This window comes from Mesorhizobium sp. STM 4661 (assembly GCF_000359125.1).
Lineage (GTDB): Bacteria > Pseudomonadota > Alphaproteobacteria > Rhizobiales > Rhizobiaceae > Mesorhizobium.
In genome coordinates, this window is the sequence record NZ_CAAF010000044.1 from 1 (window position 1) to 15,396 (window position 15,396).

The 15,396-nt window shown below is 64.0% G+C and carries 15 protein-coding genes; 1 reads left to right on the forward strand and 14 read right to left on the reverse strand.

Annotation, left to right across the window (positions count from 1 at the left end; genetic code table 11):
• Window positions 1–74 precede the first annotated feature (74 nt).
• Window positions 75–581: an OsmC family protein gene (locus MESS4_RS13605; protein WP_006331490.1), complete on the forward strand. Its 507-nt coding sequence runs from the start codon at window positions 75–77 to the stop codon at window positions 579–581.
• A gap of 244 nt (window positions 582–825) precedes the next feature.
• On the opposite strand, the gene MESS4_RS13610 is transcribed toward MESS4_RS13605, so the two are convergent.
• The 14 genes from MESS4_RS13610 to MESS4_RS13675 form a co-directional block, all read right to left on the reverse strand.
• On the reverse strand, window positions 826–1,047 hold the full coding sequence (locus MESS4_RS13610) for a hypothetical protein (RefSeq protein ID WP_006331491.1): 222 nt from the start codon (window positions 1,045–1,047) through the stop codon (window positions 826–828).
• A gap of 174 nt (window positions 1,048–1,221) precedes the next feature.
• Window positions 1,222–1,851 carry a hypothetical protein gene (locus MESS4_RS13615; protein ID WP_006331492.1) on the reverse strand — a complete coding sequence of 210 codons (630 nt, stop codon included), beginning with the start codon at window positions 1,849–1,851 and terminating at the stop codon, window positions 1,222–1,224.
• A gap of 76 nt (window positions 1,852–1,927) precedes the next feature.
• Window positions 1,928–2,674: an SDR family NAD(P)-dependent oxidoreductase gene (locus MESS4_RS13620; protein WP_006331493.1), complete on the reverse strand. Its 747-nt coding sequence runs from the start codon at window positions 2,672–2,674 to the stop codon at window positions 1,928–1,930.
• 154 nt (window positions 2,675–2,828) lie between these two features.
• Window positions 2,829–4,310 (reverse strand): amidophosphoribosyltransferase, encoded by a 1,482-nt coding sequence (purF, locus tag MESS4_RS13625; protein ID WP_006331494.1) that lies wholly within the window; start codon window positions 4,308–4,310, stop codon window positions 2,829–2,831.
• A 120-nt stretch (window positions 4,311–4,430) separates the two neighbouring features.
• Window positions 4,431–5,090, reverse strand: coding sequence for a CvpA family protein (locus tag MESS4_RS13630; RefSeq protein WP_006331495.1), 660 nt, complete (start codon window positions 5,088–5,090; stop codon window positions 4,431–4,433).
• Between the two features lie 48 nt (window positions 5,091–5,138).
• Window positions 5,139–6,557 (reverse strand): DNA repair protein RadA, encoded by a 1,419-nt coding sequence (radA, locus tag MESS4_RS13635; RefSeq protein WP_006331497.1) that lies wholly within the window; start codon window positions 6,555–6,557, stop codon window positions 5,139–5,141.
• Between the two features lie 251 nt (window positions 6,558–6,808).
• A complete protein-coding gene (locus tag MESS4_RS13640) occupies window positions 6,809–8,299 on the reverse strand; it encodes a replicative DNA helicase (protein ID WP_006331503.1) in 1,491 nt (496 codons plus the stop codon).
• Between the two features lie 249 nt (window positions 8,300–8,548).
• Window positions 8,549–9,511 carry a small ribosomal subunit Rsm22 family protein gene (locus MESS4_RS13645; RefSeq protein ID WP_006331509.1) on the reverse strand — a complete coding sequence of 321 codons (963 nt, stop codon included), beginning with the start codon at window positions 9,509–9,511 and terminating at the stop codon, window positions 8,549–8,551.
• A complete protein-coding gene (locus MESS4_RS13650; protein ID WP_006331511.1) occupies window positions 9,511–9,834 on the reverse strand; it encodes a YnfA family protein in 324 nt (107 codons plus the stop codon). Before MESS4_RS13650 ends, MESS4_RS13645 begins: the two co-directional genes overlap by 1 nt.
• 81 nt (window positions 9,835–9,915) lie before the next feature.
• Window positions 9,916–11,205, reverse strand: a complete 1,290-nt coding sequence (locus tag MESS4_RS13655; RefSeq protein ID WP_006331513.1) for a cyclopropane-fatty-acyl-phospholipid synthase family protein — start codon at window positions 11,203–11,205, stop codon at window positions 9,916–9,918.
• Between the two features lie 270 nt (window positions 11,206–11,475).
• On the reverse strand, window positions 11,476–12,060 hold the full coding sequence (gene rplI / locus MESS4_RS13660) for a 50S ribosomal protein L9 (protein ID WP_006331515.1): 585 nt from the start codon (window positions 12,058–12,060) through the stop codon (window positions 11,476–11,478).
• A 210-nt stretch (window positions 12,061–12,270) separates the two neighbouring features.
• Window positions 12,271–12,519 (reverse strand): 30S ribosomal protein S18, encoded by a 249-nt coding sequence (gene rpsR / locus MESS4_RS13665; RefSeq protein ID WP_006203718.1) that lies wholly within the window; start codon window positions 12,517–12,519, stop codon window positions 12,271–12,273.
• Window positions 12,519–13,010, reverse strand: coding sequence for a 30S ribosomal protein S6 (rpsF, locus tag MESS4_RS13670; RefSeq protein ID WP_006331518.1), 492 nt, complete (start codon window positions 13,008–13,010; stop codon window positions 12,519–12,521). Before rpsF ends, rpsR begins: the two co-directional genes overlap by 1 nt.
• 361 nt (window positions 13,011–13,371) lie before the next feature.
• Window positions 13,372–15,297, reverse strand: coding sequence for an LTA synthase family protein (locus MESS4_RS13675; RefSeq protein WP_006331520.1), 1,926 nt, complete (start codon window positions 15,295–15,297; stop codon window positions 13,372–13,374).
• Window positions 15,298–15,396 lie beyond the last annotated feature (99 nt).

Genomic DNA, 15,396 nt, shown 5'->3' on the forward strand with positions numbered 1-15,396 from the left:
TGGAATGACCTCGCGTTTCACACTTCTCGCTGGACAGTGCTATCAACTTGCAAGACTGTCGAAAGGAATGAAAAATGGACGTGACCGCACTCAAGGCCGTGCAGGCGCCGCTGAAGGAGGCCTATCGAGGCGATGCGTCGCGCGCGCTGATCACGCTGAGGGCCAAGGGCTCGATCGACGACGACTCGATCGCTTGCAAGGTCGAGACGGGCAGGGCGCTTGCCGTTGCCGGCCTGCATCCTGCAACCGGCGGTTCCGGGCTCGAACTCTGCTCGGGCGACATGCTGTTGCAGGCGCTGGTCGCCTGCGCCGGCGTGACGTTGAAGGCGGTTGCGACGGCGCTGGAATTCAGGCTCGGCGCCGCCACGGTGGAAGCCGAAGGCGATCTCGATTTTCGCGGCACGCTTGGCGTGGCAAAAGATGCGCCGATCGGCTTCCGCGCCATCCGGCTGAATTTCGGCCTCGACACCGACGAGCCGCAGGAGCGCATCGATGCGCTGCTGAAGCTGACCGAACGCTACTGCGTGGTGCTCCAGACTATCAACCAGAAGCCTGAATTGACGGTAAGCGCACAGCGCTGACGCTGCTATTCTCCCCCCTTGCGGGGGAGATGCCTGGCAAGGCAGAGGGGGGTGCTGTCCCTCGGCCTGCCAGTCGATCATATCCGCGTCATCGGCCGTTTTGTGGTTGGCGCAGGACAATGTGAAGGTTGGCGATCCTTCCCACCCCCTCTGTCCTGCCGGACATCTCCCCCGCAAGGGGGGAGATTGGCTCTCATTCCAGCCTTCGCCGATCACGAAGGAGAAGAAGGCGAGCCGAAATTGCCTACTGTGCCGATGGTTCCTCGGCGTCGCCTTCATCGGTAAAGGGCGAAGCGCTCGGCACGCACTGCACCGACCAGCCGGTCGGTGTCGGCTGCTTCTGGTATTCGGTGACGGCGTTGGTGCACTGTTCGCGGGTGTCGAAGGTGCTGGGCAGCACGACCATCCCGCCCTGAGGACCGGCAATCACCAGATACCAGACCAACGCTACGCTCGAAGCCGCCATGGGAATTTCCTCGCTGTGATTGTTGTGGGAGTTGCGGTGATCCTATCAACTCCGCACGACAGACGAAAGCACGGCAGGGGCGCGGATGGTGCGCCACGGCATCACAGCCGCGTGATAGCTGATCCTTTCCGATTTCCGGAAAGGATCATGCGCTAAGCGTTTGCGGATAACGGCTCAGTTCGTTGCAAAGCAGTAGAACAGGCCGTCGCCGCCGGTGCCCCTCAGTGCCTCCTGGTTGCAGCCGCCGCGTGAAGCGTGCGAGGAATTCCACGATTTGGCGGCAGCCGAATCGTCGAGGCCGGTGCGGTCATGATGTCCCATCATCGCCGCGCCTTCGGCGCCGCTCATAGTCCAGTCGCCGCAGGTCTGGTCGGCGATCTTCGTGCCATCGGGCTTGGAGCCGGTCAGTATGTCGTGCCGGTTGGGCTTGTCGCCGCGGCCGTTGACGACTTCGCCCTTTTCGTCGAGCGCTGTCTGCTTGGTGATGGCATTGGCGTCGCTGTGCAGCGAAGCGACGTCGTCGGCGATCTTGACGCCCTTGGCGTCGAACCATGGCCCCTTGCCGATGCGGTCGCGTGCATCGGTATCGCTGGTCGAGAGATAGGCAGCCCAGGTCTTGCCGGTGATGCCGGCGGCTTCGGCCAGCGAGGCGCAATGCGCGTCCGCACCCTTCAGCCCACCGAGATCGGCGCCCTTGCCGGATCCCACGCTGGTGACGAAGAAACTCATCGTCGCATCCTGTGACGAGGCGACGCCGGCGGCTGCAAGCAAGGTGGCGGCGGTAACGAGAAGCAGTCTGCGCATGGTGGTCCTCCGGTTTCGAATGTTACATTCGAAGAACGTAGCCGGAGGCCTATTTCATCCCTCCTGGACTCAGGTTTTATTCCGGCTGCCGGTAGGCGACAAAGCGGTTGTGCTTGGCCTGGAAGATCAGCCCGGTTTCCTTCAGGTCCGGGCTGGCCAGCGGCACGATGCGCTTGGCGATCTCTGAGGGGTGCGGCAGCGTTTCCGGATCCTCGCCGGGCACCGCCTGCGCGCGCATGGCGGTGCGGGTGGCGCCGGGGTCGGCGGCGTTGACGCGTAGCGGCAGGTTTTCCGCCTCATGCGCCCAGGAGCGCATCATCGCTTCGACCGCCGCCTTCGAGGCCGCGTAGGGTGCCCAGAAGGCGCGCGCCGAATGCGCGGCGTTCGACGACAGGATGATGGCGCGGCCGGCGTCGGAAAGCCTCAGCAGCGGGTCGACCGAGCGGATCAGCCGCCAGGTCGAGGTGACGTTGATGGTCATCACCTTCTCGAAGGTCTTGGCCTCGACATGGCCGATCGGCGAGATGACGCCGAGCACGGCGGCGTTGGCGACGAGGATGTCGAGCTTGCCCCAGCGCTCATGGATGGCGCCGCCCAGCCGGTCGATTCCTGCCATGTCGGCAAGATCGAGCGGCACCAGTGTCGCTTGTCCGCCAGCCGCCTTGATCTGGTCGTCGAGTTCCTCCAGCCCGCCGACAGTGCGGGCGACCGCAATCACATGCGCACCGGCGGCGGCCAACTCCTTGGCGATGAAATAACCGATGCCGCGCGAGGCGCCGGTGACGACCGCAACGCGGCCGGAGAGGTCGAGGTCAGGGGTCACCGGGCAACTCCAAAGGTTAGTGCTCTATGGCGGACTTGGCTCTGCCTCTTCAATTGGCGAAAGCGAAGATGAGGGTGCAATCTCCCCCCTTGCGCCCCTTGCGGGGGAGATCGGATATTCCGCCGGTTTCGCCAATCACAGTTGCGACAGGACCCTAAGCCCCGCTCGCTGCCAGCAGCGACAGCGTGCGCACATTGTCGGAGCCTTCGAAGTCGGCAAGCCGCGTCGGGTATTGCCCCGTAAAACAGGCGTCGCAGAATTGCGGCTGTTCATTGTCGCGCCCGGCTTCGCCGACAGCGCGGTAGAGCCCGTCGATACTGAGGAAGCCGAGCGAATCGACGCGGATGAAATCGGCCATCTCCTCCACCGACATGCGCGACGCGAGCAGCTTCGATTTCTCCGGCGTGTCGACGCCATAGAAGCAGGAGGCGCGCGTCGGCGGCGAGGCGATGCGCATATGCACTTCCTTGGCGCCGGCGTCGCGCACCATCTGCACGATCTTCTGGCTGGTGGTGCCGCGCACGATCGAGTCGTCGACCAGCACCACGCGCTTGCCCTCTATCATGCGGCGGTTGGCGTTGTGCTTGAGCTTGACGCCCATGTGGCGGATGGAATCGCCGGGCTGGATGAAGGTGCGGCCGACATAGTGGTTGCGGATGATGCCGAGCTCGAACGGAATGCCCGCCGCCTGGGAGAAGCCGATTGCCGCCGGCGTGCCCGAATCCGGCACCGGCACGACGATGTCGGCCTCCACGGGGCTTTCGAGCGCCAGCTCGGCGCCGATGCGCTTGCGCACTTCGTAGACATTGCGGCCTTCGACCGAGGAATCGGGACGCGCGAAATAGACATATTCGAAGATGCAGAAGCGGGTCTTCTGCGGCTCGAAGGGGAACAGGCTCTCAATGCCCTTGGCGGTGACGACGACCATCTCGCCCGGTTTCAGGTCGCGCACGAAACGCGCGCCGATGATGTCGAGCGCGCAGGTTTCGGAAGCCAGGATCCAGGCGCCGTCGAGATCGCCCAGCACCAGCGGGCGGATGCCGAGCGGATCGCGGCAGCCGATCATCTTCTTGGCCGTCATCGCCACCAGCGAGAAGGCGCCTTCGACCTGGCGCACCGCGTCGATGAAGCGCGAATTCAGGTCGCGCTCCTTGCTGGTGGCGACCAGATGCAGAAGCGTCTCGGTGTCGGAGGTCGACGAAAAGATCGCGCCCTGTTTCTGCAGCGCCCGCTGCACGGTCATGGCGTTGGTGAGGTTGCCATTGTGGGCGACGGCGAAACCGCCATCGGCGAGTTCGGCGAAAAATGGCTGGATGTTGCGCAGGCCGGCGCCGCCGGTGGTGGCATAGCGCGTGTGGCCGATGGCCCGGTTGCCTTGCAGGCTGTCGATGACATGCTGCTTGGTGAAAGTGTCGCCGATCAGGCCGACATGGCGTTCGACATGGAACTGGGTGCCGTCATAGGAGACGATGCCGGCCGCTTCCTGGCCACGATGCTGCAAAGCGTGCAGACCGAGTGTGACGATGGCCGCGGCGTCCTGCCGGCCAAAAATGCCGAACACCCCGCATTCGTCATGGAAATGGTCGTCGGCTTCGGCGGAAAGCACGTCGTCTGCGTCTGCCTTCGAAACTGCCATCGGGCTCAAGCTCCGCTAAAAACGCCATATAGGGCGATCACGCGTCGAAAGCAACGCACGCCGTGCGGCATTCACATCATCGTTGGTCCCGTCGCGCCGCGGATCGTGGGCTGTCCGGCCTCAGTTTGCCGGCGCCGGAGTGGCGGGCGGGTTGGCTGGCGCGTTGTCGGCCGGCGCGTCGGTTTCGCTGTCGTCGGGCGCCGGGGCGTCAGCCGCCGGTGCGTCGGGAGCCGCCGGCGTCTCGGCGCCGGCCTCGGGGGCGGCCGGCTGATTCGGATTGAGCCTCTTGAGGATGGTGTTTTCCGGATCCTCGGGCAGCAGGCTTTCGAGCTTGGCGCCGATCGATTCGAGCAGCGGCCGCGATTTGGCGTTGGCGACCCAGCCTGGAGCCTTAGTGCCGGCCAGCCAGTTGAAGAACAGCAAGGCCACGGCAACGACCAGGATGCCGCGCGCCGCGCCATAGAGGAAGCCCAGCGTGCGGTCGAGCGCACCGATCCTGGAATCGATGATCCAGTCCGCGAGCTTCATGGTGATGACGGAAACCACGATCAGCGCGACGACGAAGACGATGCCGGCGGACGCCGCCATGGCGATCTTCTCATTCTCGATATAGGGCTGAACGTAAGGCAGGACCGGCTTGTAGAGGAAGAACGCCGCGGCCGCCGCTGCTATCCAGGCGATGATGGACAGGATCTCGCGTGAAAAGCCGCGGACCATGGCGAGCATCGCCGAGACCAGGGTGAAGCCGACGAGAATTCCGTCAAGCAGCGTAATCGGCATGTCTTTTGCCCCACTCCGATCTCTTTTTCACGACTCGGGCGAGCCGCGTCACTCTTGCTCGTCGGCGCGGCTGCGCCGTGAGCCGGCTATGCGCGCCACGAGGTCGGCAAGCTCGGTGGGCTGGAAAGCGCCGGCCCCTATCCCCCCGGCCCCATTGCCACCAACAAGTTCCTCGCTGCCCAAGGGCAGAACCGCGCTTCCAAAACCCAGCTTTTCGGCTTCCTTGAGGCGCTGCTGCGCGTGCGCAACCGGCCTCACGGCGCCCGAAAGGCTGATTTCGCCGAAATAGACGCAATCGGCCGGAAGGGCAAGACCGGTGAGCGAGGAAACCAACGCCGCCGCCACCGCAAGATCGGCAGCCGGCTCCGTGATGCGGTAGCCGCCGGCGACGTTGAGATAGACATCGTGCGTGCCGAAGCGGACCCCGCAATGGGCTTCGAGAACGGCGAGGATCATCGACAGCCGGGCGCCGTCCCAGCCGACGACGGCGCGGCGCGGCGTGCCCAGCGACGACGGCGCCACCAGCGCCTGGATCTCGACCAGCACCGGACGCGTGCCTTCCATGCCGGCGAAAACCGCCGCACCCGGCGATTTTGCATGGCGTTCGCCGAGAAACAGCTCGGACGGATTGGCGACCTCGCGCAGGCCCTTGTCCGACATTTCGAAGACACCGATCTCGTCGGTCGGCCCGAACCGGTTCTTCACCGTGCGCAGGATGCGGTAGTGGTGGCCGCCTTCGCCCTCGAAATAGAGCACGGCGTCGACCATGTGCTCGACGACGCGCGGCCCGGCGATCTGGCCTTCCTTGGTGACGTGGCCGACGAGCACGATCGCCGCGCCTGTGGATTTCGCATAGCGGATCATCGCCTGGGCGGCGGCGCGCACCTGGGTGACGGTGCCGGGCGCCGAATCGGCCATGTCGGTCCACAGGGTCTGGATCGAATCGAGGATCACCAGGTCCGGCCGCTTGCCGTCGGCGATGGTGGCCAGGATGTCCTCGACATTGGTCTCGGCCGCAAGCTCGACCGGCGTGTCGGCGACGCCGAGCCGCTGCGCCCGCAGCCTGATCTGGGCGACGGCCTCTTCGCCCGAGACATAGACGATGCGGTGGCCCTTTGCGGCGAGTGCCGCGGCCGCCTGGGTCAAAAGTGTCGACTTGCCGATCCCCGGATCACCGCCGACCAGCAGCGCTGAGCCCCGCACGAAACCGCCGCCGGTGGCGCGGTCGAGCTCGCCGATGCCGGAGACGATGCGCGGCGCATCCTCGATGTCGCCCGACAGGCTGGTCAGCACAACGGCGCGGCCCTTGCGGGCGTTGCGCGTGTTGGCCGGACCCGAGCCGATGCCGCCTGCCGTGCCTTCCTCGACCAGCGTATTCCACTCGCCGCAGGCATCGCATTTGCCGGCCCAGCGCTGGTGCACCGATCCGCAATTCTGGCAGATGAACTGGACGCGGGACTTGGCCAAACTGCTACCTTCCCGCCAATTGGCGCGCGCCGTGATCCTTCGCGCCCCCCTCTGTCCTGCCGGACATCTCCCCCACGAGGGGGGAGATCGGATTGCGCGTCGGGCTTCGCCAATTTTCAGCGTTGCAGAAAAGAAGGCTGGCGTAGGTGACGGCCAATCTCCCCCCTTGTGGGGGAGATGTCCGGCAGGACAGAGGGGGGCGCCGTAGAGCGCTTCTGTCCCGCATCTCTGGTGCGACGTCGGACAAGCGGCTACTCAAACCTCTCCGCGATATGATGCTCCTCGGCAAGGTCGGAGAAGCGGGTGAACTCGCCCTGGAAGGCGAGGCTGACCGAGCCGGTCGGCCCATGGCGCTGCTTGGCGACGATGACCTCGGCCTTGCCGCGCATCTCGTTCATCTCGTTTTCCCATTTGATATATTCGTCGGTGCCGGGCTTCGGCTCGCGGTTCTTCAGATAATATTCCTCGCGGAAGACGAACATCACCACGTCGGCGTCCTGCTCGATCGAGCCCGATTCGCGCAGATCCGAGAGCTGCGGGCGCTTGTCGTCGCGGCTTTCGACCTGACGCGACAACTGCGACAGCGCAATGATCGGCACGGCAAGCTCCTTGGCCAGCGCCTTCAGCCCGGTGGTGATCTCGGTGATTTCCTGCACGCGGTTCTGCGAGGATTTCGAGCTCGATCCCTGCATGAGCTGGATATAGTCGATGACGATGACGTCGAGGCCGCGCTGGCGCTTCAGGCGACGCGCGCGGGCCGACAACTGGGCAATGGAGATACCGCCGGTCTGGTCGATGAACAGCGGGATCTTCTGCATGGTCTGCGAGCAGGCGACCAGCTTCTCGAAATCCATTTCGGAAATCTCGCCGCGGCGGATCTTCGACGACGGGATTTCGGTCTGCTCGGAAATGATGCGGGTGGCGAGCTGTTCCGACGACATTTCGAGCGAGAAGAAGCCGACGACGCCGCCATTGGCCGCCTTGAACGAGCCGTCGGCCTGCTGCGCCGGCACATAGGCCTCGGCGATGTTGAAGGCCATGTTGGTGGCAAGCGAGGTCTTGCCCATGCCGGGCCGGCCGGCGATGATGATCAGGTCGGACGGCTGCAGGCCGCCCATGCGGCGATCGAGATCGCGCAAGCCCGTGGCGACGCCCGACAAATGCCCGTCGCGCATATAGGCGGCGTTGGCCATGTCGACGGCGGTCTTGACCGCGTCGGTGAAGCTCTCGAAGCCGCCATCGTAGCGGCCGGTCTCGGCCAGCTCGAACAGGCGCCGCTCGGCATCCTCGATCTGCTCGGATGGCGACATGTCGACCGGCGCGTCATAGGCGATGTTGACCATGTCCTCGCCGACGGTGATCAGCGCGCGCCGCGTGGCGAGATCGTAGATGGCGCGGCCATAATCGGCGGCGTTGACGACGGTGACCGCCTCGACGGCCAGCCGCACGACATACTGTGCCACCGTCATGTCGCCGACCTTCTCGTCGGCCGGCAGGAACGTCTTCAGCGTGATCGGCGTCGCCACCTTGCCCATGCGGATGAGTTCAGCCGCGACCTCGAAGATCTTTCTGTGCAGCGGCTCGTAGAAATGGCCTGACTTGAGGAAGTCCGAGACGCGGTAGAAGGCATCGTTGTTGACGAGGATGGCGCCGAGCAGCGCCTGCTCGGCCTCGATATTGTTCGGTGCCTCGCGATAGAGCGGTTGCTCCGCGACGCCGAATTTTCGCGCTGCCTCAGCCATGATGTCCCCGATTTCGATCCCGGCTTTTCGATAACAGAACGAGAAAGAGCCGGTGCTGACTTATATACATCACTCGTGCTCAATCAGCGTTGATGCCCGCTGTTCACAGGGACGGCAAACCGTCCACAGGACAGAATTCCGGGGCTCTGATTCCAGTTGACTCGGCAAGGTCGCGATTCTACGCGATGCGTTGAACAAATCAAGAACAAAATCGAAGAGGAGGAAGCGGCACCAGGAATCGGCGCGAGACTAGATTGTGTCGCCCCAGTCGAGCCGGCGCGCCAGCCTGAACGCATCGCCATCGCGCTTGGTGAACAGTTTTTCGCCGGCGCTGCCGTCCTTTTCGCAAAGCTTGAGCAGAACCTTGCCTGAACCGGATTTCGGCGGCGCGATCACCCGCGCGGCACGGGATGGGGCAGGGTGCCGCGAGGCGGCGACATAGATGAATTTCTCGTCCTCCCATGGCACGTCGGCATCCTTGGCCAGCCGGTGCAGGCGCGAGCGGGCGACGCGGCGCGAAAAATGGCACCAGTCGGGCGCCGCGAGCGGGCAGGGCAACTCATGCGGGCAAGGGGCAAGGACATGCGCGCCGGCCTCGATCAATTGCCGGCGAACGGCAAGGATGCGCTGCCATCCGGCCGGCGTGCCCGGCTCGACGACGAGGAGTGTATCGGCCGTGAGCTGCCAGAGTCGATCGACGAGTTTGGGCAGTGACGCCGGCGCGATTTCGTCCAGCACATAGGCACAGGTGACAAGATCGGCCGGCTCGAGATCGCCAAGGTCGATGGTGACATCGCCGGTCAGCCAGGTGGTGCCGGCGGTGATGGCGTCAGTGGCAAGCGTTTCCCCGATCTTGCGCACAGTGGCGCTGGCCTCCAGCAACACCGCCTGTTGGAGATCGGGCCAGAGGTCGACCGTGGCCCAAAGCACCGTACCAGGCCCGGCGCCGACATCGAGCAGGGTTTTTGGCGCATAATCGGGCCGCGCCTCGCTGATCGCGTCCAGGCTGGCGCGGACGGCGGCGTAGGTCGCCGGCAGCCGCGTCGCCAGATAGGCCTTCACCGCCATCTCCTCGGCCATGTGCAGGCGGCCGTCGCGAAGCTCGGCGCGGTAGCGGTCCGACAGCGTCCTTGCCGCTTGCTTGAGCACCGGCAGCGGCACCTTTTCGAGGAGGCGCTCGACGCCTTGCCGAAGTGGACCGGGCAACTCCATCACGCACCCCGAGGCGCAAGCAGGATGACCGAGGCGCCGATGATGCAGAGCGCGGCGCCGGCAAGATCCCAGCGGTCGGGACGCACGCCTTCCAGCAGCCACAGCCAACCCAGCGATGCGGCTATGTAAATGCCGCCATAGGCGGCATAGGCGCGGCCGGCGGTTGACGTGTCGACCAGTGCCAGCAGGAAGGCGAACAAAGCGAGGCAGACGAGGCCCGGCGCCAGCCACAGCGGTGACTTTTCCAGCCGCCACCATGCCCAGAACGAAAAACAGCCGGCGATCTCGGCAAGCGCTGCGGCGACATAGAGGAGATAGGTCATGAAAAAAGGTCTCGCGGTGGCGAGACCTTTTTCAGCATGCGGGCGTGTAATGGCAAGCGGCAATGGCGCAGTCGCCGGGGTCTATTCCGGATCCGCGACTTTGCGGCGGCGGGCGGGCTTGGCGACCGGGGCTTTTTCGCGATGACCCATATCGCGCATCTCCAGCGCTTTCTCGCATTTGGCCATGTAGTCGCGGGTCATCGGCAGCGTGTCGTTCCTCTTGGCGATCTGGATCTGGAAGATCACCAGATCCTGCCAGCGGAAGGCGGCCTCGGAGGCTGCGAGATAAAACTCCCACATGCGGCAGAAACGCTCGTCATAGATCGCCTTGGCCTTGTCGCGGTTGGCGGCGAAGCGCTGGCCCCAGTGCTTCAGCGTGTCGGCATAGTGCAGCCGCAGCATCTCGATGTCGGTGACCACCAGCCCCGACTTCTCGATCGCCGGCATCACTTCCGAGAGCGAGGGAATGTAGCCGCCCGGGAAGATATATTTGCGGATGAAGGCGCTGGTTGCCCACGGCACGCCGGATCGGCCGATCGTGTGCAGCAGCATGACGCCATCCGGCTTCAGCAGCGTCGCCGATTTTTCGAAGAAGGTGCGGAAATGGTTGACGCCGACATGCTCGAACATGCCGACCGAGACGATGCGGTCGAAACGCTCGTTGAGTTCGCGATAGTCCTTCAATTCGAAATGCACCCGGTTTTCCAGGCCTTGCGCATGAGCGCGGTCGGTCGCGACGCCATGCTGCTCGGTCGACAAGGTTACGCCCTGGACATCGACGTCGAAGGATTTCGCCAGATACAGGCCGAGCCCGCCCCAGCCGGAGCCGATGTCGAGCACCGTCTGGCCGGCCTTCAGCCTGAGCTTGGCGGCGATGTGGCGCTTCTTGGCGGCCTGCGCCTCGTCGAGCGTCATGTCGGGCTGCTCGAAATAGGCGCAGGAATACTGCATGTCCTGATCGAGAAAGAGTTGGTAGAGGTCGCCCGACAGATCGTAGTGGCGCTGCACGTTGCGGCGCGAACGCGACGCCGTGTTGATCTGATGCAGGCGGCGGAAGGCGTGGCGCAGGCCCTCGATCGCCTTCGACCAGGTGGCGTCGATGCCGCCGCTGCCCATGTTCTGGAAGGCAATGCGCATCAGTCCGAGAACGCCCCCTTCAAGGATGTCGAGCTCGCCGTCCATATAGGCTTCCGGTACCGCCAGCATCGGATCGAAGGTGATGGCACGCTCGGCATGCCTGGTCTTGATGTGCATGTGCACCGGTTCGCCGGAGCCATCGCCGAAAATCACCGTCAAGCCCTTCGGCCCGGTTACCTTGAGATGGCCTGTGCGCACCAGGCGGTCGAGTACGCGCTTCAACAGAATATTCATGACCAAACGTCCCCTCTCAGTCAGACAGGCTGTTCGCGCATGAAATCGCTACCGAATTTCGGCAAGGGAGCATGCGCCCTAGTCAACATCCACAACGTCCGTTGCGCTTCCAAAGGACGCGCAACGCTGCAGTCTGCAACAATATATAGGGGTTCGAAAAGTTCCTTTTGGCACAAAAATGCCCGGGCGAGAGGCCCGGGCATTGGTCCAGAAAGGACTGGAAGCCGACGAATTGATTTAGGCGCCGATCCGACGCTTCGTAAGGCGCGATTACGCGTTGTCTTCCTCGCCTTCGAACTCGACATTGGGGTCGAAGAAATTTTCCGGTCGCGCATTGTCGTTGATGTCGTCGCCATAGATGGCTTCGGCGGTGGTCAGCGTCTCGCCCTTGGCCTGGCGCTCGGCTTCGTCGGCCGTGCGGGCGATGTTGAGCGTTACGGTGACCTCGACTTCCGGATGCAGCGCGATCGCCACATTGGTGACACCGATGGTCTTGATCGGCTGGTTGAGCAGGATCTGGTTGCGGTTGACCGAGAAGCCTTCCGCTGTCAGCAGCTCGGCGATGTCGCGGGTCGACACCGAACCGTAGAGCTGGCCGGTCTCGCCGGCCGAACGCACGGCGATGAAGCTCTTGCCGTCTAGCTTTTCCGAAACCTGCGCGGCTTCCGACTTGCGCTCGAGGTTGCGGGCTTCGAGCTGGGCGCGCTGTCCCTCGAACTTCTTCTTGTTGGCTTCGTTGGCGCGCAGCGCCTTGCCCTGCGGCAAAAGGAAATTGCGGGCAAACCCGTCCTTGACCTTGACGGTATCGCCCATCTGGCCGAGGCGGGAAACGCGTTCGAGAAGAATGACTTCCATGGTTTTGTCCTTCTGTTTGGGCGCCAATCACCGGGATCGACGCCGAATTGTTTGGAACAGGACAGGAAGCTTGAGCGCCTTGGCGCCTATGTCGCTGTCCTGCCTGTCGCGGCAGTTAGGGGCATGTTTGCCCCAACCCGGGATTTGATGCAGACCCTGCGGCGCCCGTCGCCGTGGGAAGAAGCGGGCGGCGAACCGCCCGCTTGGGTTTTACCGAACCACGTAGGGCAGCAGGCCGAGGAAGCGGGCGCGCTTGATCGCCTTGGCGAGTTCGCGCTGCTTCTTCTGGCTGACCGCGGTGATGCGCGACGGCACGATCTTGCCGCGCTCGGAAATGTAGCGCTGCAGCAGACGCACGTCCTTGTAGTCGATCTTGGGCGCGTTGGCGCCGGAGAACGGGCAGGTCTTGCGGCGGCGATGGAACGGGCGCCGGGTCGGGATCTGATTGATGTCGACCATTATTCTGCACCCCCTTCAAGGCTGCGTGGCGGACGGTCACCGCGGTCGCGATCGCCGAAGCTGCGCGGCGGACGATCGCCACGGTCGCCGCGATCGCGGTCGCCGAACGAGCGCGGGCCGCGGTCGCCACGGTCGCGGTCGCCGAAGCCGCCGCGCTCCGAGCGCTCTTCGCGCTTCTGCATCATCGCCGACGGGCCTTCCTCATGCGCATCGACCTTGATGGTGAGGAAACGCAGCACATCCTCGGACAGGCCCATCTGGCGCTCCATCTCGTTGAGCGCGGCGGGCGGGCAGGTGATGTCCATCAGCGTGTAATAGGCCTTCCGGTTTTTGTTGACCCGGTAGGTGAGGGACTTCAGTCCCCAATTCTCAACCCGGCCGACGGACCCGCCATTCGCGGAGATGACGCCCTTGTACTGTTCGACAAGCGCATCGACCTGCTGCTGCGAGAGGTCCTGCCGGGCAAGAAACACATGTTCGTAGAGAGCCATACAGTTCTTTGCCTTTCTTCGTTTCTCTCCCGGTTCCCGGCGGCAAAAGCCTCTGCAACTTCTCTGACCCGCTGGTCCCGAAAGGGGGCGGGGAAGAAAGGAGCATCACGAGACGGTCGAGAGCGGAGACACGGGAGGCGGAAACGCTTCTGGCTTCACACGAAGATTTTCGAAAAAACCTCCGGCCCTCCGTTCAGCCCCCAGCAAGGACCGGCAGATTGCGGGCGTCTATACAGCAATCCGGCGAGAAGGCAAGGGCACGCGGAAAGCTTGTCGTAAGCACACGAGTTGTCCGGATTAGGTGGCAGATGAGTTGTCCGGTTTTCTGTCTCTGACGAGGAGACGTCGCGCCGGCGCAGGCTCAGCTTGTATGCGGGCCAAGCTTGTCCACCGTTTCGGGGAAGAAGTCGGGCGCCGCGCGGCGCTTGCCGAACATCATATCGTATTGCAGCAGGCGGAAATTGTTGATGGCCGGGTCGATGTTCTTCTGCCGTGCCCAGTCGGGGATGGCCTCGCCCGCCGGCGTCAGCAACAAATTGCGGTCGACGACGCGGTAGCGCTCTCGCATCTGGCCAAGGAAACCGGTGTAGTAGGGATGGCTGATCCCGGCCGTGGTCAGGATATGATAGGGCAGGAAAGCCGGGCTCACCGCGCCCATATCCTCGGCCGGACCGGTGCGGTTCGACCATATGATCAGCGGCGTCTGGTGATGCAGCAGCATCTGGTCGGCCGGCTCCTTGCGCGGCGCGACATTGTCCTTCATGAAGCCCGTCTCGACATAGACCGGGCCAAGCGGCGGCAGATGGTCGCCGAAGAAGGCGATGACCGTCGGTCGGTCGCGTTTCTTGGCCCATTCGATGAGGCGCTCAAGGCCGCGATCCGCATCCGAAGAGCCTTCCGTGTAGCTCAACAGCGATTCACGCGCCCACTGGCTGATCGGCGCCTGCACCTTGTGGGTCGGGTTGTAGTAGCGGTAGGGCTCGTAGGGCCCGTGGTTCTGCAGGCTGACGGCGAAGAAGAAGACGGGATCGGCGCTGGCGTCGGCCTCGCGGATGATCTCGTCGGTCATCGACGCGTCGGATGCCAGCGGCCCGCGCTTTTGCATCGGCGGCAATGTCTCGTCCGACTTGAAGTCGTTGAAGCCGAAATCGGCGTAGACCGCGCCCCGGTTCCAGAACCAGTTGGTGCCCGGATGAATGGCGCGGGCCCGGTAGCCCTCGCTCTTCAGGAAGGTCGCAAGCGAGGGGGTCGTTGTGCGCACATATTGCTGATAGGGAATGCTGCCCGCCGGCAGGAAGGCGTTCGAAAAGCCGGTCAGCGCCTCGAACTCGATGTTGGCGGTCATGCCGCCGAATTCCGGCGAGAACATGTAGCCCGAGCGCAGCGCCCGCACATTGGGGATCGGGTCGGGTGTGATGGTGACGCCCGGCAGCCTGGTCGAATCCCAGAAGGATTCGCTCATGACGACGATGATGTCGGGCTTCTCGGCCGGCATCGTGGCCGTCACACCGGGCCTGTCGATCGCCGCGATCGCCTTGTCGGAATAACCGGCGGGCGCCGAGACATGCGCCATCGGCACGTTGAGCGCGAAGGCGAGCGCAAAACCGTTGGAGGCGTAGTTTTCCTTCTGGTCCCACATGATCGGAATGATCTGCAGCCGGTCGCGGGTCCACGAGAAGGTGGCGTAATCCATGATCGAGACGAAAAACGCGAGCAGCGGCACCGTCAGCGTCAGCCGCGCAAGGCGGCCCTTGCGGCTGAGCGCCGGCACCCGGCGGCGCCACACCCGCCAGCCATAGACGAGCAGCGACAGGCCGCCGACGATGCCGATCGCCATGGCGATGGCGGTCCCCGGGCGCTCGCGCACCAGAAGCGGCATCAGCGCCACGATCTGGCGGGAATAGAGGAAATCGGTCGGATAGAGCGGATCGCCGAGATAAAGCGACTTCTGGTGGCCGACAAAGGCCAGCGCCAGCGTCAGCGGCGCGACGATCATCAGGCTCTGGTGACTGCGGCCGAGCACGGCGTCGAGCCCGATCAGGACCAGCGCGAAAATGATGATGGTGGTCCAGCCCGGCTTGAAGGGCTGCAGGAAGAAGGAGACAGTACCGGCGAAGTCGCCGCGTACGATCAATTCGATCGCAAACACCAGGATGGCGGCGGCGAGCAGGCTGGCGAGGCCATAGCGGATAACCGGCCATTTCCGCCCCGGCAAATAGCCGGTGGACGGATCGCCTTCCAGAAACTGTGGCGCAGCCTTGCCTGCGCCTTTCCTAATCCTTGCCACCTTGATCTTTCCCCGGCCCGTAACATTAGCTTCACTGAAATGTCATCGTACTGTCACGAAAAGCTAGCGCCTGTGGCGAAAATAAGAAGAGCCAGCAAA

Coding starts and splice junctions, on each gene's coding strand:
- MESS4_RS13605 (WP_006331490.1), top strand. CDS start 75: ATGGACGTGACCGCACTCAAGGCCGTGCAGGCGCCGCTGAAGGAGGCC.
- MESS4_RS13610 (WP_006331491.1), bottom strand. CDS start 1,047: ATGGCGGCTTCGAGCGTAGCGTTGGTCTGGTATCTGGTGATTGCCGGT.
- MESS4_RS13615 (WP_006331492.1), bottom strand. CDS start 1,851: ATGCGCAGACTGCTTCTCGTTACCGCCGCCACCTTGCTTGCAGCCGCC.
- purF (WP_006331494.1), bottom strand. CDS start 4,310: ATGGCAGTTTCGAAGGCAGACGCAGACGACGTGCTTTCCGCCGAAGCC.
- MESS4_RS13630 (WP_006331495.1), bottom strand. CDS start 5,090: ATGCCGATTACGCTGCTTGACGGAATTCTCGTCGGCTTCACCCTGGTC.
- MESS4_RS13640 (WP_006331503.1), bottom strand. CDS start 8,299: ATGGCTGAGGCAGCGCGAAAATTCGGCGTCGCGGAGCAACCGCTCTAT.
- MESS4_RS13645 (WP_006331509.1), bottom strand. CDS start 9,511: ATGGAGTTGCCCGGTCCACTTCGGCAAGGCGTCGAGCGCCTCCTCGAA.
- MESS4_RS13650 (WP_006331511.1), bottom strand. CDS start 9,834: ATGACCTATCTCCTCTATGTCGCCGCAGCGCTTGCCGAGATCGCCGGC.
- MESS4_RS13655 (WP_006331513.1), bottom strand. CDS start 11,205: ATGAATATTCTGTTGAAGCGCGTACTCGACCGCCTGGTGCGCACAGGC.
- rplI (WP_006331515.1), bottom strand. CDS start 12,060: ATGGAAGTCATTCTTCTCGAACGCGTTTCCCGCCTCGGCCAGATGGGC.
- rpsR (WP_006203718.1), bottom strand. CDS start 12,519: ATGGTCGACATCAATCAGATCCCGACCCGGCGCCCGTTCCATCGCCGC.
- rpsF (WP_006331518.1), bottom strand. CDS start 13,010: ATGGCTCTCTACGAACATGTGTTTCTTGCCCGGCAGGACCTCTCGCAG.